The sequence below is a fragment of the Tahibacter aquaticus genome, assembly GCF_004363655.1.
Classification (GTDB): Bacteria; Pseudomonadota; Gammaproteobacteria; order Xanthomonadales; family Rhodanobacteraceae; genus Tahibacter; species Tahibacter aquaticus.
The window spans coordinates 191581-213569 of the sequence record NZ_SNZH01000013.1 but is presented as its reverse complement, the minus strand read 5'-3'; the positions used below and the strand labels follow the sequence as shown (position 1 = coordinate 213569).

22 protein-coding genes are annotated in these 21989 nt (G+C 64.8%); 14 read left to right on the top strand and 8 right to left on the bottom strand.

Going from position 1 to position 21989, the window contains the following annotated elements; translation table 11 throughout:
* Positions 1-64: 64 nt before the first annotated feature.
* The 3 genes from DFR29_RS20025 to DFR29_RS20015 all read left to right on the top strand — a co-directional run bounded on the left by DFR29_RS20025 (position 65) and on the right by DFR29_RS20015 (position 2792).
* The gene (locus DFR29_RS20025) at positions 65-508 is read left to right on the top strand and encodes a DUF6491 family protein (RefSeq protein WP_133820413.1); all 444 of its coding nucleotides are present in this window, start codon (positions 65-67) and stop codon (positions 506-508) included.
* Between the two features lie 83 nt (positions 509-591).
* Positions 592-1845, top strand: coding sequence for an FAD-dependent oxidoreductase (locus DFR29_RS20020; RefSeq protein WP_133820412.1), 1254 nt, complete (start codon positions 592-594; stop codon positions 1843-1845).
* A 41-nt stretch (positions 1846-1886) separates the two neighbouring features.
* Positions 1887-2792, top strand: a complete 906-nt coding sequence (locus tag DFR29_RS20015) for an MBL fold metallo-hydrolase (RefSeq protein WP_133820411.1) — start codon at positions 1887-1889, stop codon at positions 2790-2792.
* 18 nt (positions 2793-2810) lie between these two features.
* Here DFR29_RS20015 and DFR29_RS20010 read toward each other — a convergent pair whose 3' ends face one another.
* The 4 genes from DFR29_RS20010 to ftsY form a co-directional block, all read right to left on the bottom strand.
* Positions 2811-3083 carry an oxidative damage protection protein gene (locus DFR29_RS20010; RefSeq protein ID WP_133820410.1) on the bottom strand — a complete coding sequence of 91 codons (273 nt, stop codon included), beginning with the start codon at positions 3081-3083 and terminating at the stop codon, positions 2811-2813.
* Positions 3084-3127: 44 nt separating this feature from the next.
* Positions 3128-4177, bottom strand: coding sequence for an A/G-specific adenine glycosylase (gene mutY / locus DFR29_RS20005; protein WP_133820409.1), 1050 nt, complete (start codon positions 4175-4177; stop codon positions 3128-3130).
* Entirely contained in the window at positions 4174-4782 is a 609-nt protein-coding gene (locus DFR29_RS20000) for an AsmA family protein (RefSeq protein ID WP_208113662.1), read from the bottom strand. Before DFR29_RS20000 ends, mutY begins: the two co-directional genes overlap by 4 nt.
* Before the next feature lie 231 nt (positions 4783-5013).
* Positions 5014-6222: a signal recognition particle-docking protein FtsY gene (ftsY, locus tag DFR29_RS19995; RefSeq protein ID WP_133820407.1), complete on the bottom strand. Its 1209-nt coding sequence runs from the start codon at positions 6220-6222 to the stop codon at positions 5014-5016.
* 31 nt (positions 6223-6253) lie between these two features.
* On the opposite strand from ftsY, the gene rsmD reads away from it, so the two are divergent.
* From rsmD to DFR29_RS19960, 7 genes are all read left to right on the top strand, one after another.
* Positions 6254-6877, top strand: coding sequence for a 16S rRNA (guanine(966)-N(2))-methyltransferase RsmD (gene rsmD / locus DFR29_RS19990; RefSeq protein ID WP_133820406.1), 624 nt, complete (start codon positions 6254-6256; stop codon positions 6875-6877).
* Between the two features lie 29 nt (positions 6878-6906).
* A complete protein-coding gene (coaD, locus tag DFR29_RS19985) occupies positions 6907-7404 on the top strand; it encodes a pantetheine-phosphate adenylyltransferase (protein WP_133820405.1) in 498 nt (165 codons plus the stop codon).
* A gap of 38 nt (positions 7405-7442) precedes the next feature.
* Positions 7443-7943: a hypothetical protein gene (locus tag DFR29_RS19980; protein ID WP_133820404.1), complete on the top strand. Its 501-nt coding sequence runs from the start codon at positions 7443-7445 to the stop codon at positions 7941-7943.
* Between the two features lie 63 nt (positions 7944-8006).
* On the top strand, positions 8007-8267 hold the full coding sequence (locus DFR29_RS19975) for a YfhL family 4Fe-4S dicluster ferredoxin (RefSeq protein ID WP_133820403.1): 261 nt from the start codon (positions 8007-8009) through the stop codon (positions 8265-8267).
* The gene (gene ggt, locus DFR29_RS19970) at positions 8267-9937 is read left to right on the top strand and encodes a gamma-glutamyltransferase (protein WP_425598866.1); all 1671 of its coding nucleotides are present in this window, start codon (positions 8267-8269) and stop codon (positions 9935-9937) included. Before DFR29_RS19975 ends, ggt begins: the two co-directional genes overlap by 1 nt.
* A gap of 42 nt (positions 9938-9979) precedes the next feature.
* A complete protein-coding gene (locus tag DFR29_RS19965; protein WP_133820401.1) occupies positions 9980-10840 on the top strand; it encodes an MBL fold metallo-hydrolase in 861 nt (286 codons plus the stop codon).
* Between the two features lie 41 nt (positions 10841-10881).
* Entirely contained in the window at positions 10882-11370 is a 489-nt protein-coding gene (locus DFR29_RS19960) for a DUF4920 domain-containing protein (RefSeq protein WP_133820400.1), read from the top strand.
* Between the two features lie 33 nt (positions 11371-11403).
* Here the strand turns inward: DFR29_RS19960 and DFR29_RS19955 are convergent, their stop codons facing one another.
* Positions 11404-11931, bottom strand: a complete 528-nt coding sequence (locus tag DFR29_RS19955; protein ID WP_133820399.1) for an NUDIX hydrolase — start codon at positions 11929-11931, stop codon at positions 11404-11406.
* A gap of 94 nt (positions 11932-12025) precedes the next feature.
* Here DFR29_RS19955 and DFR29_RS19950 point away from each other — a divergent pair, with 94 nt between their 5' ends.
* Entirely contained in the window at positions 12026-13543 is a 1518-nt protein-coding gene (locus DFR29_RS19950; RefSeq protein ID WP_133820398.1) for an SMP-30/gluconolactonase/LRE family protein, read from the top strand.
* A gap of 62 nt (positions 13544-13605) precedes the next feature.
* On the opposite strand, the gene DFR29_RS19945 is transcribed toward DFR29_RS19950, so the two are convergent.
* Both DFR29_RS19945 and DFR29_RS19940 read right to left on the bottom strand, forming a co-directional pair.
* The gene (locus DFR29_RS19945) at positions 13606-14493 is read right to left on the bottom strand and encodes a 5'-3' exonuclease (protein ID WP_133820397.1); all 888 of its coding nucleotides are present in this window, start codon (positions 14491-14493) and stop codon (positions 13606-13608) included.
* Complete coding sequence (locus tag DFR29_RS19940; protein ID WP_243746122.1) at positions 14494-15063, bottom strand: nitroreductase family protein; 570 nt, start codon at positions 15061-15063, stop codon at positions 14494-14496. It lies immediately after the preceding gene.
* Positions 15064-15305: 242 nt separating this feature from the next.
* Between DFR29_RS19940 and DFR29_RS19935 the strand changes: the two genes are divergently transcribed.
* The 3 genes from DFR29_RS19935 (at position 15306) to DFR29_RS19925 (ending at position 18233) form a co-directional block, all read left to right on the top strand.
* A complete protein-coding gene (locus DFR29_RS19935; protein WP_133820395.1) occupies positions 15306-16436 on the top strand; it encodes a Re/Si-specific NAD(P)(+) transhydrogenase subunit alpha in 1131 nt (376 codons plus the stop codon).
* Positions 16437-16524: 88 nt separating this feature from the next.
* Positions 16525-16821 carry an NAD(P) transhydrogenase subunit alpha part 2 gene (locus DFR29_RS19930; protein ID WP_133820394.1) on the top strand — a complete coding sequence of 99 codons (297 nt, stop codon included), beginning with the start codon at positions 16525-16527 and terminating at the stop codon, positions 16819-16821.
* The gene (locus DFR29_RS19925) at positions 16821-18233 is read left to right on the top strand and encodes an NAD(P)(+) transhydrogenase (Re/Si-specific) subunit beta (RefSeq protein WP_133820393.1); all 1413 of its coding nucleotides are present in this window, start codon (positions 16821-16823) and stop codon (positions 18231-18233) included. Before DFR29_RS19930 ends, DFR29_RS19925 begins: the two co-directional genes overlap by 1 nt.
* Before the next feature lie 535 nt (positions 18234-18768).
* On the opposite strand, the gene DFR29_RS19920 is transcribed toward DFR29_RS19925, so the two are convergent.
* Positions 18769-21663: a TonB-dependent receptor plug domain-containing protein gene (locus tag DFR29_RS19920; protein WP_133820392.1), complete on the bottom strand. Its 2895-nt coding sequence runs from the start codon at positions 21661-21663 to the stop codon at positions 18769-18771.
* Between the last annotated feature and the right edge of the window lie 326 nt (positions 21664-21989).

Sequence of the window (21989 nt, the reverse complement as noted above, 5' to 3'; positions counted from 1 at the left end):
GCGACCCTGCTGCGGTCTCGTTTCGTCATCATCTCGGTGACGACGCGAATTCCGGAGCAAGCTCATGTCTATCCGTTCCTGCATGACCCGAACGCTGCTGCTGTTGGCGCTGGCGACAGCGCTGCCGGCGCAGGCCCTGTCCGAGCGCGAGGCCGCACGCCTGGCGGAGTTCGAGCGCTTTGCCGGCGCACCCGTGGAGTCGATGCCGTTCTGGCGCCTGCAGAGCTACGAGGCGCTGGGCACCGAAGCGGTGGTGGTGTGGACGGCCATCAATACGGCCTGGCTGATCAAGGTGTTGCCACCCTGTACGGACCTGCCCTGGGCCAAGGCCGTTGGCCTGAGTTCCACGCTGCACAAGGTCAACGCGCGTTTCGACCATGTCATCGCAGGCGGTGATCGCTGCAATATCGCCTCGATACAGCCGGTCGATTACAAGGCCATGCGCGCCGAGCGCAAGGCGGCCAGTGCGGAAAGGGCTGCCGGCAAGAACACCGACAAGAGCAAATAGTTTTTCCTTGCGGCGCGTTGTCGCAAGCGCGCCGCCGCGCTGCGCTTTGGTTACCGTAGCGACCAGGGACGGAGGGCGCGGGCGTGGCCAAGACAATGGATATTGCCGTGATCGGCTATGGCACGGCAGGGCAGGCAGCGGCACGCCTGCTGGCGCGGCAAGGTCATCGCCTGGAAGTGTTCGAGCGCGCGCCGCAGCCGCGGCCGGTCGGTGCCGGCCTGTTGCTGCAGCCGACGGGCCTGTGCGTGCTGGCCGAGCTGGGCCTGTTCGATGCGGCGCTGGCTTGCGGCCAGCCGGTGCGCCAGTTGCGCGGCGATACGACCAGCGGACGCCGCGTCATCGATATGGACTATGCGGGGCTGGATCCGCGCTGGTTCGGCCTGGGCATCCAGCGCGGTGCGCTGTTCCAGATTCTGCGCGACGAACAGCTGGAAACCCGCCTGCGCAGCGGCGTGGCGATTGCTTCGGTCGATGCGCACAAGGGCGAGCTGCGCGACGAAAGCGGGCAGCGCCACGGTCCTTACGATCTTGTGCTGGTGACCGGCGGCGCGGCGTCGAGCCTGCGCGACGCGGCCTTGACCCGGCGCGACCGTGTTTACGCATGGGGCGCGCTGTGGTGCCTGTGTGCCGATCCGGAGCAGCGTTTCAACGGCGCCTTGCTGCAGCGTTACGCCGGCACGCGGCGCATGGCCGGGCTGTTGCCGGTCGGCGTATTGCCGGGCCAGGCTGCGGCAGCCAACCAGGTCGGCTTTTTCTGGAGCCTGCCCGCGGCGCAGCTGCAGGCGGTGCTGCAGCGTGGCGTGGCAGCCTGGCGCGAGGAAGTCGGTGGCTACTGGCCGCAAGTGCAGCCGCTGCTGCACAGCATCGTCGATACGCAGCAGCTGGCGCCGGCGATCTATCGCGACGCGATCCTGCGCCGCTTCCACCTCGGCCGCGTGGCCTGGCTGGGCGATGCGGCACATGCGATGAGTCCGCAGCTGGGGCAGGGCGCCAACATGGCCTTGCTCGATGCAGCGGCGTTGGCGCGGGCCTTGGCCAGCCAGGCCGATCTGGGAACGGCGCTGCAGGTCTACGATCGCGAGCGGCGCCGGCATATCTGGATCTACCAGTTCCTCAGCCGCTGGCTGACGCCGCTGTTCCAGTCCGAGCGCGACTGGGCCGGCCGTCTGCGCGACCTGGCGTTTGGGCCGCTGGGTCGTGCGCCGCTGCTGCGCGGGGAAATGCTCAAGGTGCTGGCCGGGGTAAAGTGCGGGCTGTTGCGTTCGGTGCCGGTGGCCGCGCTGCCGGAGACGGCGGCCGCGCTGCCTCGGCTGAGCGCCGCAAACGACGCAGCCTAGCTATCAGGCCGCTTACCTGCCCGAGATTGCCGGAGTCATTCATGTATCTGCGTAGCCTACTGTTCTGCCTGGCCTGCGGCATTGGTTCGACCGCGGCGACCGCGGCGGAGCCAGCACCGCAACAATCCGCGCAAAAGCCTGGTTTCTCCGAACTGGTGCCGGGCGTACTGAGTTTCAGCGGGCCGGCCACGACGGTGTTGCTGCTGCAGACCTCGGCCGGTTCGCTGCTGGTGGAAAGCGAATTGCCGAAGACGCGCGATGCGCTGCTGCAGGCCTTGGACGCTGTCAGCAAGGAAGCGCCGCGTTATGTGGTGAATACGCATTGGCACCTCGATCACAGCGGCAACAACGAAGCGCTGGCCGCGCGCGGCAGCCTGATCGTGGCGCATGTGAATGCGGGGCGGCGCATGGGCGAAGACACCTATCTCAAGCATCTGGACAAGATGATGCCGGCGATGCCTGCCGCGGCGCTGCCGGCGATTGCGTTCAAGGGTGACGGCACCTTGCGCCTGGGCGGCCAGCCGGTGCAGCTGATCCACATTCCGCGCGCGCATACCGACGGCGACCTGCTGGTGCATTTGCCTGCAGCCAACGTGCTGCATATGGGCGACTGCTTTTTCAACGGCCTGTATCCGATCATCGACACGGGCACCGGCGGCACGGTCGATGGCATGCTCGCCGCCCTGGATCGCGGCCTGGCCTTGAGCAATCCCGGCATGAAGATCGTTGCCGGGCACGGGCCTGTCGGTGGCCAGGTCGAGCTGCAGGCGGCGCGGGACATGCTGGCGCAGCTGCGCGATCGCGTTGCCGTGCTCAAGCGCGAGGGGCGCAGCCGCGACGAGGTTGTCGCGGCACAGCCGAGCAAGGATCTGGATGCGCGCTGGGGCCAGGGCTGGGTCAAGCCGGCGCAGATCGTCGGCTCGATCTACGATTCGCTGCCGCGCTGAGTGCGGTGGCGGCCTGGCTCAGGCGTCCGGCGCAACGTAGCCGGCCGGAGCGGCCGAACCTTCTCCAAAGAAATACTTTTCCACTTCTGCGGCCAGGAAGGCGCGGTGTTTCGGGTCCAGCGGAGACAGGCGGTTTTCGTTGATCAGCATGGTCTGGTGTGCCAGCCAGCTGCTCCAGGCTTCCTTGGACACGGATTCGAAGATGCGCTTGCCCAGCTCGCCGGGCCAGGGGGCGAAGGACAGCCCTTCGGCTTCGCGCTGCAGCTTGATGCAATGGACGGTGCGGCTCATCGGGGGCTCCTGGCGCAGTGCGCCTTCGTTTCGGTCGGGCAGGTTCAGTCGGGCAGGGCCAGCAGCAGGCGCCGCACCGGGGCGGGCAGGCCCAGGTCGACGTAGTCGGCGCGGCCGCACCAGCGCAGGTCGTCGCGGTCGGCTACGCGCGGCAGTGGTCGGGTCGTGGCGAGTAGTGGCGTTATATCGAGGCGGTAGTGGCTGAATACATGGGTGAAGGGTGTCAGTGCGCGCAGGTTTTCGCTCGCTGCGCCCAGGTTCTGGGCGACGCGCAGCGCCTCGGTACTGTCGGCTGCTTCAGGCAGGCTCCACAGTTCGGCCCAGACGCCACTGGCGGGCCTGCGCTGCAGCAGCACGCGCCCACTGTCGTCGCGCAGGATCAGCAGGCAGGTCTGGCGCGTAGGCACGGCCTTGGCCGGCTTGCGCTGCGGCAGCTGCGTGGTGAGGTTGTCGCGCAGGGCAACGCAGTCGTCGCGCAGGGGGCATACGCCGCAGCGTGGCCGGCTGCGCACGCAGACGGTTGCTCCCAGGTCCATGATGGCCTGGGTGTAGTCGGCGACACGCTGTTGCGGTGTATTGGTTTCCGCGTGCTGCCATAGCGTGCGTGCGGTCGCTGTGCTGCCCGGCCAGCCTTCGACACCGTGGTAGCGGCTGAGCACGCGCTTGACGTTGCCGTCGAGGATGGCGCAACGCAGTCCCCAGGCCTGGGCCATGATGGCGCCAGCGGTGGAGCGGCCTATGCCGGGCAGGGCGGCCAGGGCGTCGAGATCCTGTGGCAGCTCGCCGTCGTGCCGTGACATGCACAGTTTTGCTGCTTTGTGCAGATTGCGCGCACGGCTGTAATAGCCCAGGCCCGACCACAGTCCCAGCACCTGGTCCTGCGGCGCGGCGGCCAGCGCGGACAGATCCGGCAGGGCGGCGACGAAGCGCTCGAAATAGCCCACGACGGTGGCGACCTGGGTCTGTTGCAACATGATTTCCGATAGCCAGACGCGGTAAGGCGTGCGCGGTGTCTGCCAGGGCAGGTGCTTGCGGCCGTGATGGTCGAACCAGTGCAGCAGCCGCGGCGCGAGCGGGTTGCCGGCGGTGCTCATGGCGGCGTGGCGCTGTCGATGCGCAGACCTTCGATGCTGACGCCGTCGAGCTGCAGGCGTTGCAGGCGCAGGTTGCCGGGGAGCGGCGGCAACACCAGCGCGTCGCTGTCGGCTGCGGCCAGCGCGGTCCACCAGCGCCGCAGCTGGTGCAGGTCGATCGCGCCGTCGAAATCCAGTCCGCTGGCTACGGGTTTTCCGTCACGCAGGATTTCGGCACCGCGCAGCAGCAGGTGCAGGGAAAGGTCGGGCATGGCGGCTTCGCCGGGCTGGTCCAGCCAGCGCCGCAATGCGGCCAGTTCCAGCCGTGGTTGTACCAATTGCAATTGTTCGATGACCAGGCGGGAATCGCGCAGGCTGCTCCAGGGCAGGCTGACGTCGAGCTGTTGCGCGCCCAGCAGCGCTTGCGTATCGCCGGGCAGCTTCAGCTGCACGTCCAGCAGCTGCAGATGCAGGCGAGGCCATACGCGATAGCGCGGCGTGCCGGAAAAGGCGAGTTCCAGGCCCAGGCGGCTGCGCGCCTGCTCGGCCAGCAGCGCAGCGACGCGTTCGGGCTGGGCCAGATACTGGATCGCGATGGCCAGGCCTACGGCAAGCAACAACAGCAACAAAGCTGCAAACTTCAGAAGCCGACGCCAGCGCATGGATGCCAAAAAGTGGATTGATGGATATTCAACGGCCATGCATAATGCGCAGGCCGTCACGACTATCCAGGATGGAGCGTCCGACGGCGCTACTCGCGCCCAAGCTGGCCCCCCTGGCGGAAAGCGTGAGCGGACGTGGCGGCGAGCAATCGCCGCCACGTCCACCTTTTGTACTTTCCCATTTCTGCACTGTGCTCACGCGCCGATCGCGCCCGGCAGCAGGCCGTCGACGAAGGCGGTCGCGTCGAATTCGCGCAGGTCGTCCAGGCTTTCGCCCAGGCCGACGAAGCGCACCGGCAGACCGAATTCCTTGGCCAGGGCGAAGATCACGCCGCCCTTGGCGGTGCCGTCGAGCTTGGTCACCACCAGGCCGGTCACGCCGATTGCGGCGCGGAACTGGCGTACCTGGTTGATCGCGTTCTGGCCCGTGGTGCCGTCGATGACCAGCAGCACTTCGTGCGGCGCCCCGGCGTCGATCTTGCCGAGTACGCGACGGATCTTGCCCAGCTCATCCATGAGACCGGTCTGGGTATGCAGGCGCCCGGCGGTATCGGCAATCAGCAGGTCGAGGTTTTTCGATCGCGCCGACTGCAAGGCGTCGAAGATCACGCTGGCGGCGTCCGAGCCCGATCCCTGCGAAACCACCGGCACACGGTTGCGTTCGCCCCAGGTCTTGAGCTGTTCCACGGCCGCGGCACGGAAGGTGTCGCCAGCGGCGAGCATCACGTCCAGGCCCTGCTGCTGGTAGCGCCGGGCCAGCTTGCCGATGGTCGTGGTCTTGCCGACGCCGTTGACGCCGACCATCAGGACGACGAACGGCTTGTGCTGCGTCGCCATGACCAGCGGCTGGGCGATGGGCTGTACCAGGGCGATCAGCGCCTGGCGCAGCGCGGCCAGCAGCTGGTCGGCATCGGCGAATTCGCGCCGGTTCAGGCGCTTGCGCAGGGATTCGACCAATTCGGTGCTGGCGCTGATGCCGACGTCGGCCGTGATGAGTGCGGTTTCCAGCTCTTCCAGCAGGTCTTCGTCGAGCTTGGGCTTGCGCGAGAACAGCGTGCCGAGGCTGCGCGCGAACGCGCTGCCCGACAGGCGTTCGCGCCAGCTGCGCCTGGCCGGCGCACTGGTCTCAGCAGCAGGCGGGGTTTCTTCTTCCAGCGGCGGCAACGGCGGCGGCGTGACGGCGGCGGGCACCGGTTCGACGGCGGCCGGCGCTGCCGGCTCCACGGCGGCGAATTCGGCCGGTGCACTGGCGACGGCACCGGCTTCGGGCAATGTTGCAATTTCGCTCAGTTGGGCGTTGTCGGCAGCTGCGGATAACGCTTCGGCCAGACTGGTTTGCGTGGCGAGCGTAGCCGGCACCGGCGTCTCTTCCGGCTTGGGCTTCTTCTTCCAGAACTTGAACATTAGGCGGGAAATTCATCGAGAATATCGCGCCATGCTACCACCGACCCGCCGCACCTCCGTCCGGCCTGCACGCGCGCCAGCCAAAGCTGCCGCAGCGCCCGGCAAGATCCGCATCATCGGCGGCCATTTGCGCAATTCGCGCCTGGCCGTGCCCGATCTGCCCGGGCTGCGGCCGACGCCCGAGCGCGTGCGCGAGACCTTGTTCAATTGGCTGAATGCCTATGTGGGCGGTGCGCGTTGCCTGGATCTGTTCGCCGGCACCGGCGCACTGGGCATGGAAGCGCTGTCCCGCGGCGCGGCCGAAGTGGTTTTCGTCGAGCGCGATGCCGGCGCGGCTGCGGCACTGCGCGACAACCTGCTGCGGCTGAAGCAGGCGCGCGGCCGCGTGGCCAACGACGATGCGCTGGGCTGGCTGCGGCGTGAAACGTCTACCTTCGACCTGGTCTTCCTCGATCCGCCATTTGCGGCCGGGCTATGGGCCGAGGCTGCGAATCTGTTGCAGCAGCGCGGCTTGCTCGCGCCGGCGGCGCTGATCTATGTGGAATCTCCGGCCGACATCGAGCCGCCGTTGCCGGCCGACTGGCTGTTGCACCGGCAGGGACGCAGCGGCGAGGTCAGGCATGTGCTCTATCGCCGCGGCGCGGCCTTGGCTTAAGCTTGGACGGTTAAGTTCCCAGCCCACGGTTGTTATTGCCAATGGCCCGTATCGCGGTTTATCCCGGCACATTCGATCCGATCACGAATGGTCATATCGACCTGGTCAGTCGGGCGGCGCCACTGTTCGAACGCGTCGTCGTCGGCGTCGCCGACAGCACCAGCAAGGGGCCGTGCTTCACCCTGGACGAGCGCATAGCCCTGGCGCGCCTCGCCCTGGCCGGCATGCCGAATGTGGAAGTCCGCGGATTCTCCGTGCTGCTGGCCGATTTCGTGCGCGAGATCGGTGCCGGTGTGATTCTGCGCGGACTCCGGGCGGTGTCGGATTTCGAGTATGAATTTCAGCTCGCCAGCATGAACCGGCATCTGATTCCCGAGGCGGAAACCTTGTTCCTTACTCCTGCGGAGCAGTACAGCTTCATTTCTTCTTCGCTGGTACGCGAAATCGCCCGCCTGGGCGGCGACGTTTCCGGGTTCGTGCATCCGGCCGTGCAGCAGGCATTGCGCCAGCGTTGGCGCAGCAATTGACGTTCCAGGTTTTTCCCCTTCCCATGCAGGTGATTCCCATGCGCAAGTTTCTGCAAGCTGCCCTGATCGGCATCGTTTCCACCCTCGCCCTGGCCGCCTGCGACAAGAAGGAAGCCGAAGCGCCGGCGCCGGTCGCGGTCGAAGTGAAAATGCCCACCACCAGCACCGATCGCCCGGCCTGGAAGGCGTATCTGGTCGACGTGGTCAAGCGCAACATGAGCGGTGTGACCTCGGGCCGTCCGTACATGTACTTCGTGCCGGGCGGCGAAGAGCAGGCGCTGCAGGACGAGCGCATCAACCAGCTGGAAAACGTGCGCACCGTTGTGGCGCGCACCGTGCTGCCGGGCAACATGATGGCGTTCGGCGGTCCGGATTCGAAGCTGACCGGCGACCTGATCATCGACGCGTTCAAGGATGCCAAGGCCGGCGCGTTCAAGGACGTGATCGTGCTGTTCATCGGCGCCGCCGCCGACCAGCCCCGGGTGCAGGAAGCCGTTGCGGCGTCGGGCGCAACCTTCCGCTTCGTTGAAATGAAATAAGCGAGCAAGCGGGCGCCGGGCGGGCAGCTTGATAGCCGCCTGCCCGGCGCCACTTGTTGCCGAATGGCCCTTAAAATTACCGAACTCTGCGTCAACTGCGACGTCTGCGAACCGGTCTGCCCGAACAAGGCGATCGCGATGGGGCCGGAGATCTACGAGATCGCGCCGTCGCGCTGCACCGAATGCGTCGGCCACTACGAAGTACCGCAATGCATAGAAGTCTGCCCGGTGGAGTGCATCCTGGTAGATCCCGCGCATACCGAGTCGCGCGATGAACTTCTGCACAAATATGCGGAGCTGACTCAACCGGAGAAGACCGCATGATGCAATTGCGCCGCTATTTCCTGGCCTGTGTGCTGGTTCTGGCCCTGCCCGTCCACGCGGCCGAGAAGCCGGGCAAGGCGGCCATCGCCAGCGCGCACAAGCTCGCCACCGAGGCCGGTTTCGAAGTGCTGGGCATGGGCGGCAACGCCTTCGACGCGGCAGTTGCCGTCAGTGCTGCGCTGTCGGTGGTCGAGCCGCAGAGCTCGGGCATAGGCGGCGGTGCGTTCTTCCTGCTGCATCGCGTGTCCGACGGACGGCAGGTGATGCTGGATGCGCGCGAGATGGCGCCGGGTGCAACCGACGCCAGACAATACCTCGACGCCAAGGGCGAGCTGGACCGGGACAAATCGGTGAACGGCCCGCTGGCGGCCGGTATTCCGGGCGAACCCGCGGCGCTGGTCTGGATGGCTGAACACTACGGCAAGCTGCCGCTGAAGAAATCGCTGGCGCCGGCGATACGCCTGGCCCGGAACGGTTTCGCGCCGGATGCCCGCAGCCTGATGTTTCTCGGGCTGCGCAAGGACGTCATTGCGCGCGATCCGGGCGCGAGCGCGCTGTTCCTGCCCAAGGGGACGGTGCCGGTGCAGGGCTGGGTGCTGAAGAATCCGGACCTGGCCAAGACTCTGGAGATTATCGCCGACAAGGGCCATGCAGGTTTCTACAGCGGCGAGTACGCGACGAAGCTGGTCGACGGCGTAAAGAAAATCGGCGGCAACTGGAGCCTGGACGATCTGGCCCGCTACCAGGTCAAGGAGCGCGAGCCCATCGTGTTCCAGTACCGCGGCCACCAGGTGGTTACTGCGCCGCCGCCGTCGTCGGGCGGCATTGCGCTGGCGGAAATGTTGAACATTCTGCAAGGCTACGATCTTTCCAAAATACGCGGCGTGGAACGCACGCATCTGGTGGTCGAGGCCATGCGCCGTGCCTATCGCGACCGCGCCGAATACCTGGGCGATCCGGATTTCGTGAAAATGCCCGTGGCTGAGCTGATCAGTCCGCTGTATGCCGCCGGCCTGCGAGCTTCGATCCATCCGAAGAAAGCCACGCCCAGCGACAGCCTGCCCGGCTTCATGGCACCGGCGCAGGGCACCGACACCACGCATTTCTCCATCATTGATGCGGATGGCAATCTGGTTGCCGCGACGCAGACGGTGAATCTGCCCTACGGCGCCGCTGTGGTGGTGCCGGGCACGGGTTTCCTGCTCAACAACGAGATGGACGATTTCGCGCTCAAGGCCGGCGTGCCCAACGCCTACGGCCTGGTCGGCGGCGACGCGAATGCGCCCAGGCCGTACCGGCGGCCGCTGTCGTCGATGACGCCGACTTTTGTCGTGGGTCCAGAGCGAACGCTGGTCATCGGCACGCCCGGCGGCAGCCGCATCATCACCATGGTGCTGGAAGGCATCCTGGCCTGGTTCGACGGCGATGCGCCGCAGAAGCTGGTGGACAACAAGCGCTATCACCACCAGTTCCTGCCCGACGTCATTTCCATCGAGAAAGACACCTTCAGCCTGGACGAGCGCAAGCAGCTGCAGCAGATGGGCCATACCTTGAGCGAAGGCGAGCGTCCCTGGGGCTTCATGAATGCGGTCGACTGGAACCGGCAGAGCGGCGAACTGCGCGGCGGCAGCGACTCGCGCGGCGTATCGGGTACGGCGCTGGTCAAATAAGCCAGGCGCTGCCGCGGCGCGCCCAGCATTCGGAGTCAGGCAATGAAACTGTGGTCCCTGCTGGGCAATTCGCAGAAACTCGACGGCGGCGCCATGTTTGGCAACGTGCCGCGTCCCATGTGGGAAAAGTGGATAAAGCCCGATGCCGACAACCGCATCCCGCTGGCCTGCCGCTGCCTGCTGGTGGATGGGCTGGACGGCAAGCGCGTGTTGTTCGAAACCGGCATAGGCGCGTTTTTCGAACCCAGACTGCGCGAGCGCTTTGGCGTGGTCGAGTCGCGCCATGTGCTGCTGGATTCGCTGCAGGCCGCGGGTTTCGGCGATGCCGACATCGATGTCGTCGTGCTGTCGCATCTGCATTTCGACCATGCCGGTGGCCTGCTTGCCGCACATGAGCCGGGCCAGCCGCCGCGGCTGCTGTTTCCTGACGCGACCTACCTGGTCAGCCGCGAATGCTGGGAGCGTGCACGATCGCCGCACCCGCGCGACCGCGCTTCGTTCATTGCAGAGTTGCAGCCCTTGCTGGAAGCGTCCGGCCGGCTGGAAATCGTCGATGGCGAGTATTCGCAGGCGCTGGGCCGCTCGGTACGCTTCGAATACAGCGACGGCCATACTCCGGGCCTGATGCTGGCGCAGATCGGTGGCGACGGCGGCGTGGTGTTCTGTGCCGACCTGATTCCGGGCCGGCCCTGGGTACATCTGCCGGTGACCATGGGCTATGACCGCTATCCGGAAATGCTGATCGACGAGAAGCGCCGCTTTCTCGAAGACAAGCTGGCGCGTGGCGTGCGTCTGTTCTTCACCCACGATGCGGAATGCGCGCTGGCGCGTGTGGTGCGCGACGACAAGGGAAAATTCGGCACCGCTGACGAACTGGCCGAATTGACCGCGCTGGCGGCGTGAACTAGTTTTCGCTGTGGTCCATTCCAATCGAGGCAGTAGTCATGAACAAGTGGATTTGTGGTTTGGCGATTGCGCTTGCGGCCGGCGCGGTGCAGGCGCACGAAGGTGCCCACGGCGGGCATGCACAGGCACCCGCACAGAGGCCGACTCCGGTCGCCACGGGCAAGGGCGGCGCCTACTACGGCACCATCATGCCAACCGGCGAGCCGGTGATGATTTCCAAGGCGGCAGCGCAGCCGGAACAGCACAGTGCCGCGCCCCAGGCTTTCCAGGGCCGCATCACCGAGGTGTGCCAGAAACAGGGCTGCTGGATGGTGCTGGAAGACGGCGGATCCTTCGCCCGCGTGTTCATGAGCGGACACAGTTTCAGCGTCCCCAAGGATGCGCGCAGCACAGCTGTGGTCTACGGCAAGCTCAGCGTTAAGAAGCTGGACGAAAAGGAAATGCAGCACCTTGCCAGCGAAGGCAGCAAGCCGAAGCCGCAGGAATTGCAGATCGACGCAAGCTCGGTATGGATTGCCGGTGGCTGAAGCGCCGCCGGCAGCGTTCGAATACTGGCGGACTCAGCCGCCCGGGTGTTCGAGGAAATACAGGCCGGCAAATACTTTCGGGTCTACCGCATAGCCGCTGGCTGCCTTGTCGAGCAGCCAGCGTGCTGCCTCGTGGCGCGGAATTTCGTGCACGGTAATGTTTTCGCCCGCCACGCCGCCACCGGCGTGTTCGCGCACCAGATCGAAGGCATGTACCACGGCGACCGTCTCGGTACTCATGCCCGACGAACTGGGACCAGTGAAATAGTGTTCGAGGCGGCCGCAGCGGTAGCCGGTTTCCTCCAGCAGTTCGCGCCGCGCGGCTTCCAGCAGGTGCTCTTCGCCATTGCCAGGCTCGTCGCCGACCAGGCCGGCGGGCAGTTCAATCGCCAGCTGGCGCAGCGGCTCTCGCCATTGCTCGACGAAGATGACCTTGTCTTCCGGCGTGCAGGCGATAAGGATGACCGCGCCGCCCGGATTGGTGCGCTCGGCGTATTCCCACTTGCCGCGCTTGCACAGCCTTAGCCAGCGTCCGTTGAAAAGTACCTCGGTTTCGTCCATCGTTGCCTGTTCCTGCGCGTCCTGCCGGCCCGGAACCTATTCCCGGCACCTGCGGTCTGTGGCCCGCCTTTCTTCGATCTTCCGGACTTTCCGCATGAAACTTCAAGCCCTTGCCTATGCCGTGCTGAGCCTGTGCGCGGCCGCCGCCGCCCAGGCGCAGCAGCCTGCCGCCAAGCCCACCGCCGCGAACAAGGCGCCGGCGGCAGCCGAATCGCCGGATGCGGCGCGCCAGCGCGCTGCGGAGAATCTCAGTGAACAGCAGATCAAATCCACCAGTAACCGCGAAGCGCTGACCAAGCTGGCCCAGTTCTACAACGGCCGCGACCTGCCGCGCTTCATCTGGGCTATGGAACGCCTGGTCGAGCTTTACCCGAATTCCGGCGCCTTGCGCCTGCAACTGGCCCAGGTCTATGCCGGCCAGGGCGACAAGAGCCGCACCTACGACGCCTTGCTGAAAATGCAGAACCTCGGCTTTGCCTATCCGGTGGGCAACGACCCGGTATTTGCCAAGGTGCACGGCACCAAGGTATGGGACTACGTGGTCGCCAACCTCGATGCCAACGCCAAGCCCTTCGGCGAAGGCAAGGTCGCGATGCAGCTGCCCAAGGGCGATACCTTGCTCGAAGCCCTCGCCTGGGATGCCAAGCGCAAGCAGCTGCTGGTCGGTAGCGCCCGTGACGGTGCGATCTACCGTGCCGGCAGCGACGGCAAGCTCAGCGAGTTCATCAAGCCCGATGTGGCCAACGGTCTTTACAGCGTGCTCGACCTCAAGGTCGATGCCGCCAACGACGTGCTCTGGGTCGCCAGCTACGGCGCGCCGGTCTACAAGTCGTATACCGCCGACATGGTCGACAAGTCCTACCTGCTCAAGTACAGCCTTTCCAGCGGCAAGCAGCTGGGCAAGTACGCGATCGGCGACAAGGCCGGACATCTGTTTGCCTACGTCAGCGTAGCCGGCGACGGCCGCGTCTATGTGGCCGATCCGGCGCGGCGCGAAATCTACAAGCTCGACGGCGACAAGCTTGCCCTGGTCACGAGCAACCCCAGCCTTACCGGCATCAGCGGCCTGGCCGTATCCGGCGATGGCCGCAATCTGTATTTCGCCGATCCGGCCCTGGGTCTGTTCGGCATCGACCTGTCCACCGGCAAGCCTTTCGGTGTCAACCATTCGCCGGAAACGCTGGTCGTCGGCGGCGTGTCTTCGCTGTTCTGGTATGACGGCTGCCTGATACTGGTGCAGGACAACATGATGCCGCAGCGCGTGATGCGACTGAAGCTGGACAAGGACGGCCGCAATGTGACCGCGGCAATGCCGCTGGAAGCCGCCAAGCCGGATTTCGACCTGCTCGGCAACGGTGCCGTGGCCGGTGACGATTTCTATTTCGTTACCAACAGCCAGCGCGATCTGTACGACAGCCACGGCGTGCTGGCCGACGAAAAGATGTTGCAGCCGACCAAGGTCTACAAGACCAGCCTGCGCTTTGCCTGGGACATGCCCGGCATTTCGGCCGGCGCGAAACCGATTCCGACCGGTCCCGATTCGAAGATGATTTACCAGGCCCCGGGCGCGGACAAGAAGGTTGAAAGCGACAAGAAGCCGACGGACAAATAAACCGGAACCGCCCGATCGCTACGCAGAACGGCCGCCTTCAGGCGGCCGTTCCTGTTTGCGGATCAGGCCAGCTGGCGGATGCGCGAGCGCGTCAGCGGGCCGAAGCGCAGCTGTTCCAGCAGGTGTTCCGCATCGGCCAGGTCGGGGGCGTTGCGGGCGAAGCTGTCCGCTTTGGCCGGGACCGGACAGTCGCAGGCGATGCCGGTAAGGCTGCGGCTGAGGTGCGCGGCCGCTGCGCCGGCTTTGAGCTTCGCATGGGCTGCCGCCGCACCGCGGAAACGCAGAAACGGAATTTCCTCGATGCGCGCGTAGATTGCGTCAAGGCTGCCGAAATGCGCGAGCAGGGTGGCGGCGGTCTTGGCGCCGATGCCGGCAACGCCGGGAATGTTGTCGACCGCATCGCCGGTCAGGGCGAGGTAGTCGGCAACCTGGTGCGGATGCACGCCCAGGCGCTCTTTTACACCCTGCATGTTCCAACGTATGTTCTTGGAAAAATCCCAAAGTTCGTCGTTGTCTGCGATGAGCTGGCCGAAATCCTTGTCGGCCGACACGATGACGGCGCGAAACTGCTGCGGACGCAGGGCATGGACTACGCTGCCGATCAGATCGTCGGCTTCGTAGAACACGTCGCTGAGCACGCACATGCCCAGCGCGGCAGCGATGCGTTTGCAATAAGCGAACTGGAATTTCAGTTCTTCCGGCGGCAGTTCGCGATTGGCCTTGTATTCGGGGTAGATCGCGTTGCGGAAGGAACTGGTCAGCGATTCGTCGAACGCGACCGCCACGTGCGAGGGCCGCGTCTTTTCGATGAACTCGAGCAGGAAGCGGGTGAAGCCGTAGACCGCGTTCACCGGCCGGCCATCGACGTCGAAGAATTCCGGCGGCACTGAGTGCCAGGCGCGGAAAACGTATAGGCTGGCATCGACCAGGTGGATGGTGGCCTGGCTCATCTAGCCCTGCCATTCGCTGATGAGGCTGCGGTGATCCGGTCGCAGGCGCTCCGGCGCCGCTTCCTTGGCGCTGCCGATATGCACGAATGCAGCCAGGCGTTCGTTGTTCTTCAGGCCCAGCGCCGTGAGGATTTCCGCGTCGTAGGCGGCCCAGCCGGTCAGCCATTGCGCGCTATAGCCCAGGCCCTGGGCGGCTAGCAGCAGGTTGTAGGCGACGCAGCCGGCAGTGAGCAACTGCTCCTGCGCCGGCACTTTGGATTGCTGGTCGTCGGGACTGAACACCACGGCGACGATCAGTGGGGCGAAGCTGAAACGGTCGCGGTCCTTCTCCACCAGGGCCGGTGCCGTATCCGGGTTGCGCGCCAGCGTGGTGCGGGCAAGCAGGTTGCCCAGGTGCAGGCGCGCCTCGCCGCGAATCAGGATGAAGCGGAACGGCACCAGCTTGCCGTGGTCAGGCACGCGCACGGCGGCTTCGAGCAGGGCGTCCAGCTCGACCGGCGTAGGGCCAGGTTCGCCCAGCTGGCGCGAAGGCACCGAACGTCGTTCGTTGAGCAGTTTGAGCAGTGACATAGGGGGATTCGCCATAAGAATGCGGCAGTTTAGCAGGCCGCTACGCGCGCCTTCGCCGCTGCCGCGGCGCCGGGATGCGGCGAATCGGACGCGTTCCCGCGGATTTGTGGCAAATGGCGGCGGCCGATGGCGGCGCCCTCGGGGCAGGGCGGCGGCGCATTCGCGCTCATGGCATAAGTGCCGACTTACCTCCGCTACCGGCATGGGCTAGGATCAGGGGGCTTGGTACTGGGGAGTGGCACATGGCAGTGAACGTCGCGGTAGTTCGCGAGACGAGTTCCAACGAGCGCCGGGTAGCCCTGACGCCGGAAGTAGCGAAAAAGCTCAAAGGCAAGGGCGCGAGCGTGCTGATCGAGCAGGGCGCCGGCGATCCTGCCAGCTTTCCCGATGCGGCCTACAAAGATGCCGAAGTCGCCGGCGATGCCGCGGCCACGCTGGGCCGCGCCGATGTATTGCTCAAGGTGCAGCCGCCCAGCCTGGAAGAAATTGCGCAATTGCGCGAAGGCAGCGTGGTGATCGGCCTGCTGCAGCCGCATCTGGCGCCCGAACGCATCCGCGCGCTGCGCGACCGCAAGATCACCGCGTTCGCCATGGAGCTGCTGCCGCGCACCACGCGCGCGCAGGCCATGGACGTGCTGTCGTCCCAGGCCGGCGTAGCCGGCTACAAGGCGGTGCTGATCGCAGCCGAGGCCTCGCCCAAGTTCTTTCCCATGCTCACAACGGCGGCGGGCACGATACGTCCCTCCAAGGTGCTGATCGTCGGTGCCGGCGTGGCCGGCCTGCAGGCCATCGCGACGGCGCGCCGTCTTGGCGCCCAGGTGGAAGGCTTCGACGTACGTCCGGAAACCAAGGAACAGATCGAGTCGCTGGGCGCGAAATTCCTCGATCTGGGGGTCAGTGCCGCCGGCAGCGGCGGCTACGCCCGCGAGCTGACCGCCGAGGAGCGCGAACAGCAGCAGCGTGCCCTGGCCGAGCACCTCAAAGGCATCGACGTCATCGTCACCACGGCGGCCGTGCCGGGGCGAAAGGCGCCGCGCATCATCTCCACCGCGATGGTCGAAGGCATGAAGCCCGGCGCCGTCATCGTCGACATTGCCGCGGAAACGGGCGGCAATGTGGAATTGTCCGAAGCGGGCAGGACCGTCGTGTCGAAAAACGGCGTCAGCGTCATCGGTCCGGTGAATCTGGCGTCGAGCGCGCCCATCCACGCCAGCGAAATGTATTCGCGCAACCTGTTCAACTTCCTTGAGCTGAGCCTCAAGGACGGCGCGCTGAACCTGGACTGGGACGACGAGCTGATTGCCAAGACGTGCCTCACTCATGCGGGCGAGATCCGCCACGAACCGACCCGCACCCTGGTGGACGGTTCATGAAGCAGCGGCCAAGGCGCTGCGGCGCCCTCGCAATGACGCTTCCCGGCCTGGTCCGGAAACACCTGCAACGCGTATCTGGGGAATGGACATGATCAGCGGTGAAATCGCCCTCTATCTCTTCATGCTCGCCGCCTTCACCGGGCACGAGATCATCAGCCGCGTGCCGGTGATTCTGCATACGCCGCTGATGTCCGGCTCCAACTTCGTCCACGGCATCGTGCTGGTCGGCGCGATGATCGCGCTGGGGGAGGCGACCACGCCGGTACAGCAGGTGATCGGCTTCATCGGCGTGTTCCTCGGCGCCGGCAATGCCGCAGGCGGCTATGTCGTGACCGAGCGCATGCTGGAAATGTTCAAATCGAGCAAGAAGGAAGGGGCGAAATAATGGACAAGGCTACGCTCCTGCATTACCTGGTCCAGGCAAGCTATTTCGCCGCGGCGGTGCTGTTCATCCTCGGCATCAAGCGCATGTCGTCGCCGGTGACGGCGCGAAGCGGCATCCAGTGGGCCGGCATCGGCATGCTGGTGGCGACGGTGGCGACGTTCTTCCACGGCAACATTGCCAATGTGCTGCTGATGGTGCTGGCGATCGGCATCAGCACGGTATTCGCCTGGGTTTCCGGCAAGAAGGTCGCGATGACCGACATGCCGCAGATGGTGGCGCTGTACAACGGCATGGGTGGTGGCTCGGCGGCGGCGATCGGTGCCGCGGCGCTGATCGGTGCCTCCACCGGCACGGGCCTGCACGTACTGAGCAAGGCGCAGATCGCGCTGGCCGTGATCGGAGCGCTGATCGGTTCCATCTCGTTTACCGGCTCGCTGATCGCTTTCGCCAAGCTGCAGGGCTGGATGGACAAGACCTTCCGCTTCAGCGGGCAACAGCTGGTCAACGGCCTGTTCTTCCTCAGCGCGCTGGGCTTGGGGCTGTCGCTGGTATTCCAGCTCAATACCAGCGTCGTGATCGGCTTTTTCGCCGTGTCGCTGTTGTTCGGTGTGCTGATGACGTTGCCGATCGGCGGCGCCGACATGCCCGTGGTCATTTCGCTCTACAACGCTTTTACCGGCCTGGCTGTCGCTTTCGAAGGTTATGTACAGGGCAATGTGGCGCTGATCATCGCCGGTACGGTAGTCGGTGCGGCGGGCACCCTGCTTACGCGCCTGATGGCCAAGGCCATGAACCGCTCGATCAGCAATGTGCTGTTCTCCAATTTCGGCGGAGGCGGTGGCGGCAGTACGGAGATCGCCGGTTCGCAGAAAGCGGTGGAAGCATCCGATGCGGCATCGATGCTGTACATGGCGGAGAAGGTCATCATCGTGCCGGGCTACGGCATGGCCGTGGCCCAGGCGCAGCACAAGATCTGGGAACTGTCGCAGCAGCTGATCAAACGCGACAAGCAGGTCAAGTTTGCCATCCATCCGGTAGCGGGCCGCATGCCCGGCCATATGAATGTGTTGCTGGCCGAAGCGGGCGTGCCCTATGACCTGATTGCCGATATGGAAGACATCAATCCAGAGTTTTCCACCTGCGACGTGGCCATCGTGATTGGCGCGAACGATGTGGTGAATCCGGTGGCAAAGACCGACAAATCGTCGCCGATCTACGGTATGCCGATTCTCGACGTGATCAATGCGCGACAGGTGATTGTGATCAAGCGCGGCAAGGGAGCAGGCTTTGCCGGTATCGAGAATGCGCTGTTCTACGCGGAAAACTGCCGCATGCTGTATGCCGATGGGCAGGAAGCCGCCAATCGCCTGATTGCGGAGCTGAAGGCCATCGATTCGGGTGGTGGTCACTAAGGGGAGTGCTTAGCTCCTTGTACTCGACTGCTTGCTTCCCTAAGCGGACGGGCTATTGGCCGGCAAGGGCAGGCAGTCCTTTCGTACAGAACGGGTGAGATAGAAGCTGAATCCCAACGTTCAGTGGGTTGCAAGATCCGATAACTGTTTTTGTATACAAAAGGCCGCCTCAGGGCGGTCTTTTTCTTTGCGGCTGCCGTATCGCGTCGCGAATGCTGGCGGGGCAGGCATGTGGACGGGGAGCATCACTGGTTCGCTGCCCAGGGCGAAGATCACTAGGTGCGCGGTCACGCGGTCCATGCCGATACACGCTGTGGCGGGACAGTAAGTCCGGTTTGCGGACTAGGGGGAGAGCTTGTCGTAGCGCCTGCCGCGGCTGGTAGTGGATTGTGCTCGCGCATCTGCCCGAATGGCTGCGGTGGCGATGCGCCCGTTAGAGGCGTGGCGATACGCCGCAATTCCCTCTTATCGCAGGCACAAAAAAAGCCGCGCGGCTTGCGCCGCGCGGCTTTTGTTTTGCATCAGCTTGCGCCGATTAGAACTTCACACCAGCACGCATCCAGTAGTAGCGACCCATGGTGTCATAGGTGCGCTCGTCGGTGTTGCCGTTGAAGCCGTACTGCCACAGCACCGGAGCCTGCTTGTCGAACACGTTGTCGACGCCGACTTCGAGAGTCGTGTGGATCGGCTCGATGTTATAGCCGAACTGCAGGTTGTGGTACGTGTAGGCACCCGTACGGTAGCCACCCAGCGCCGCGGTCGGGGCAATGGTGGTGCCCGCATCCGGGGAGTCGCTGGTCGCCACTTCTTCGCCGAAGCGGGTCGGGCCGATGTAGCGAGCGCGCCACGAAGCATCGAAGTTACCCATGTTCCACGCCAGGGTAGCGATACCGCGGAGGCGAGCGTAGTTACCGTCGCCGCCCGAAGCCGAGCTGTAGTACGAACCGGCGCCGGTGAAGCCGGTGCTGGGCACGCCTTCAACGCGCGTGGTGTTGTACTTCTGCAGGTAGGTGAAGTCCAACGCCGCGCGGAAGTTGCCGTACGCCGTTTCCGGCAGACGGTACTTGAAGCTGACGTCGATGCCGGAGGTGTCGACACGACCGATGTTGGCCAGACGGTCGTTGACGAACTCTACGTCGCCCAGGCCACCGGTCAGGGTGTCGCGGGAGAACAGGTCGCAGAAGCGGCCGGTGTTGAAGCACTGGTTCAGGATGGTCTGCGTACCCAGAGCACCGATGGTGTTCTTCAGGTAGATGCGCCATACGTCGACGGAGGTCGAGAATCCTTCCAGCCAGCTCGGGTCATACACAACGCCCCAGGTGAAGGACTTGCCTTCTTCCGGAAGCAGCTTGTCGTTGGAGCCGGACAGCGCGCTGGTCTGCTGCGTGGTCTGTACGAACGTGCCGCCCGGGATGCCGGCGCAAGCCGGATTGGAGCGACGCGGGTCGTTCGGAGTCAGGCCATCGCAAGGATCGTTGTAGGTCGCCGCATTCGGCGCAACGCCCGAGAACAGATCCGAGATGGTCGGCGAACGGAACACTTCGGCGACGGTGCCGCGTACCAGCAGGTCGTCGAGCGGACGCCATTCAATACCGATCTTCGAGTTGGTGGTATCACCGAACGCCGAATAGTCGGAGTAACGCGAACCCAGGGTGAAGTTCAGCGACTTCGCCAGGAACACGTCCTTCAGGACCGGGATGAAGAATTCGACGTAGAACTCGCGAACGCTCAGCTCGCCCGAGCTGGCGGCGGCGCAGGCGTCACGGGCGGTCAGGCAGTTACCGATATCGTCGGTAATCAGCGAGGACGCGTCCGGCTGCGAGTACTGGTAGTCCTTGCGGTATTCGCCACCGAACGCGACGCTGAGGGCGCCGGCCGGCAGTTCGACGATTTCGCCAGTCAGGTTGAAACGGGCGATCTTTTCGTTCGAATAGTCCTGGTTGGACGGATTCACAGCCAGAGCCTGCAGAGCCGCCAGGTTGGCGCGGCCAGCCGGGGTGCTGGCGTCGAGGCCGAGGAAGTTGATCGGCGTACAACCGGCGATGATGGCGCCCTGGGTACCGCAACGGGCGATGCCGTCGGCGTCGATGAAGGACGGGCCCGAAGCGTCAGCCACTTCGCGCTTGCGGTAGTAGCCGGTCAGGCTCGACTTCTGGTTGGTGCGCGCCCAGCTGATGCCGGCGTCCCAGTTCCAGGTGTCGCCGAAGTTGCCACGCAGACCGGTGTTGAGCTGGTCGGCCTGGGTGCTGAAGTTGCCGATGCGGTTGCCCGCGACCGACATGCGGATACCGCCGGAGTTGATTGCAACGCCGAACGGGTTGTAGATGCTGTTCGCTGCAATGACCACGCCCGACTGCGAAGCGCCGAGGATCAGCGGCAGCGGAGCGAGCTGGTAGTTCGAACGGGTCTTGTTGGTGAACGCTTCGAAGTAGGCTTCGACGTTGTCCGAGATGCGGTAGTTGCCCGCAGCGAACATGCCGGCGCGTTCCGACGGAGTCAGTTCGAGGTTGAACGGCGAGTAGTCGTAAGTGTCGTTGCCCGGGCCGGACGGCACGTAGCAGCGGAAATCGCTGGCACTGTTGCCCGGACGACCGGCAATACGCGTGATCTGGCCAGCGCCGGTGCCGCCGCAGTCAATGCCGGCAGCGAGCAGGGCTGCGCGACCCACCACGAAACGACCGTTCGGGATCGTTCCCGAGCCGAGGGCGTAGATCGATTCGCCGTTGTTGGCCAGGGCCGGATTCGAGAAATCACGGTCACCGGCGCTGACGGCATCCTGACGGTTGTAGGTCACGCCGACAACGAGGCTGCCACGGTCGCTGGAATGACCGATGGTGAGCGAACCACCCTTGCGCTCGCCGTCGTCACGATCGGACACGCCGTAGTCGAACGTCGCTTCCATACCCTGGAAGTCGCGACGGGTGATGAAGTTCACCACGCCACCGATGGCGTCGGAACCGTACACAGCCGAAGCGCCGTCCTTCAGGATTTCGATGCGCTCGACCATGTTGATGGGGATCGAGTTGACGTCGTTGTAGAACACGCGCTGGCCATTGACCAGCAGCAGCGTGCGGGCAGAGCCCAGGCCACGCAGAGAAACGGTGGAAGCGCCGCTGCCGCCGCCGTTGTTCACGGACGGGTTGGTTGCTGCGCCGGCAATCGACGGAGCTTCCTGCAGCAGGTCACCAATGGTGAGCTTGCCGGTCTTTTCGATGGCGGACTTGTCAATGACGAAGACCGGGCTCGAGGTTTCGAGGTCGACGCGGCGAATGCGCGAACCGGTGACGACGATCGTCTCCAGCGTTTCGCCCTTGTCGCCACCTTCATCCTGAGCGAAGGCCGGGGCGGCGGTGAGGCCTACAGCGGCCGCGGTGCCCACATAAAGGGCGTAGCGCACGGCGCGCAGAAGCTCGTTGCGGTTTTGTCTCATTACACTCTCCAACGTCAGAGTTGTGACACAGATCGGGACTAGTACTTTCCTTCCTGGAAAAGGCCAAGGAATAACCTGCCTAAGCCTCGGCAGCGGCCGATACTAACAACATTCGCAACGAGTGGGAATCCCTGTAGCTTATTTGCAACATTGCTGTGGTGGGGGTGTTGCAGCCTCTGCTTATCTAGCTGATATTAAAAAAGAAAAAGTGGTTTCAAAGTATCCTTTTGAGGGGGTTGAAAGCGACTTTTCGAATGCGGAAATTGCGCGCGCGCGTTGCGCCGATGCAGATTGTCTGGACGAAAACGTTAAATTCGGGGTTAACG

What these genes read in the sequence shown, in the direction of transcription:
- DFR29_RS20025 (WP_133820413.1), top strand. Translation starts at nt 65, where the DNA reads ATGTCTATCCGTTCCTGCATGACCCGAACGCTGCTGCTGTTGGCGCTG.
- DFR29_RS20015 (WP_133820411.1), top strand. Translation starts at nt 1,887, where the DNA reads ATGTATCTGCGTAGCCTACTGTTCTGCCTGGCCTGCGGCATTGGTTCG.
- DFR29_RS20010 (WP_133820410.1), bottom strand. Translation starts at nt 3,083, where the DNA reads ATGAGCCGCACCGTCCATTGCATCAAGCTGCAGCGCGAAGCCGAAGGG.
- mutY (WP_133820409.1), bottom strand. Translation starts at nt 4,177, where the DNA reads ATGAGCACCGCCGGCAACCCGCTCGCGCCGCGGCTGCTGCACTGGTTC.
- ftsY (WP_133820407.1), bottom strand. Translation starts at nt 6,222, where the DNA reads ATGTTCAAGTTCTGGAAGAAGAAGCCCAAGCCGGAAGAGACGCCGGTG.
- rsmD (WP_133820406.1), top strand. Translation starts at nt 6,254, where the DNA reads ATGCTACCACCGACCCGCCGCACCTCCGTCCGGCCTGCACGCGCGCCA.
- DFR29_RS19980 (WP_133820404.1), top strand. Translation starts at nt 7,443, where the DNA reads ATGCGCAAGTTTCTGCAAGCTGCCCTGATCGGCATCGTTTCCACCCTC.
- DFR29_RS19975 (WP_133820403.1), top strand. Translation starts at nt 8,007, where the DNA reads ATGGCCCTTAAAATTACCGAACTCTGCGTCAACTGCGACGTCTGCGAA.
- ggt (WP_425598866.1), top strand. Translation starts at nt 8,267, where the DNA reads ATGCAATTGCGCCGCTATTTCCTGGCCTGTGTGCTGGTTCTGGCCCTG.
- DFR29_RS19965 (WP_133820401.1), top strand. Translation starts at nt 9,980, where the DNA reads ATGAAACTGTGGTCCCTGCTGGGCAATTCGCAGAAACTCGACGGCGGC.
- DFR29_RS19960 (WP_133820400.1), top strand. Translation starts at nt 10,882, where the DNA reads ATGAACAAGTGGATTTGTGGTTTGGCGATTGCGCTTGCGGCCGGCGCG.
- DFR29_RS19955 (WP_133820399.1), bottom strand. Translation starts at nt 11,931, where the DNA reads ATGGACGAAACCGAGGTACTTTTCAACGGACGCTGGCTAAGGCTGTGC.
- DFR29_RS19950 (WP_133820398.1), top strand. Translation starts at nt 12,026, where the DNA reads ATGAAACTTCAAGCCCTTGCCTATGCCGTGCTGAGCCTGTGCGCGGCC.
- DFR29_RS19945 (WP_133820397.1), bottom strand. Translation starts at nt 14,493, where the DNA reads ATGAGCCAGGCCACCATCCACCTGGTCGATGCCAGCCTATACGTTTTC.
- DFR29_RS19940 (WP_243746122.1), bottom strand. Translation starts at nt 15,063, where the DNA reads ATGTCACTGCTCAAACTGCTCAACGAACGACGTTCGGTGCCTTCGCGC.
- DFR29_RS19935 (WP_133820395.1), top strand. Translation starts at nt 15,306, where the DNA reads ATGGCAGTGAACGTCGCGGTAGTTCGCGAGACGAGTTCCAACGAGCGC.
- DFR29_RS19930 (WP_133820394.1), top strand. Translation starts at nt 16,525, where the DNA reads ATGATCAGCGGTGAAATCGCCCTCTATCTCTTCATGCTCGCCGCCTTC.
- DFR29_RS19925 (WP_133820393.1), top strand. Translation starts at nt 16,821, where the DNA reads ATGGACAAGGCTACGCTCCTGCATTACCTGGTCCAGGCAAGCTATTTC.
- DFR29_RS19920 (WP_133820392.1), bottom strand. Translation starts at nt 21,663, where the DNA reads ATGAGACAAAACCGCAACGAGCTTCTGCGCGCCGTGCGCTACGCCCTT.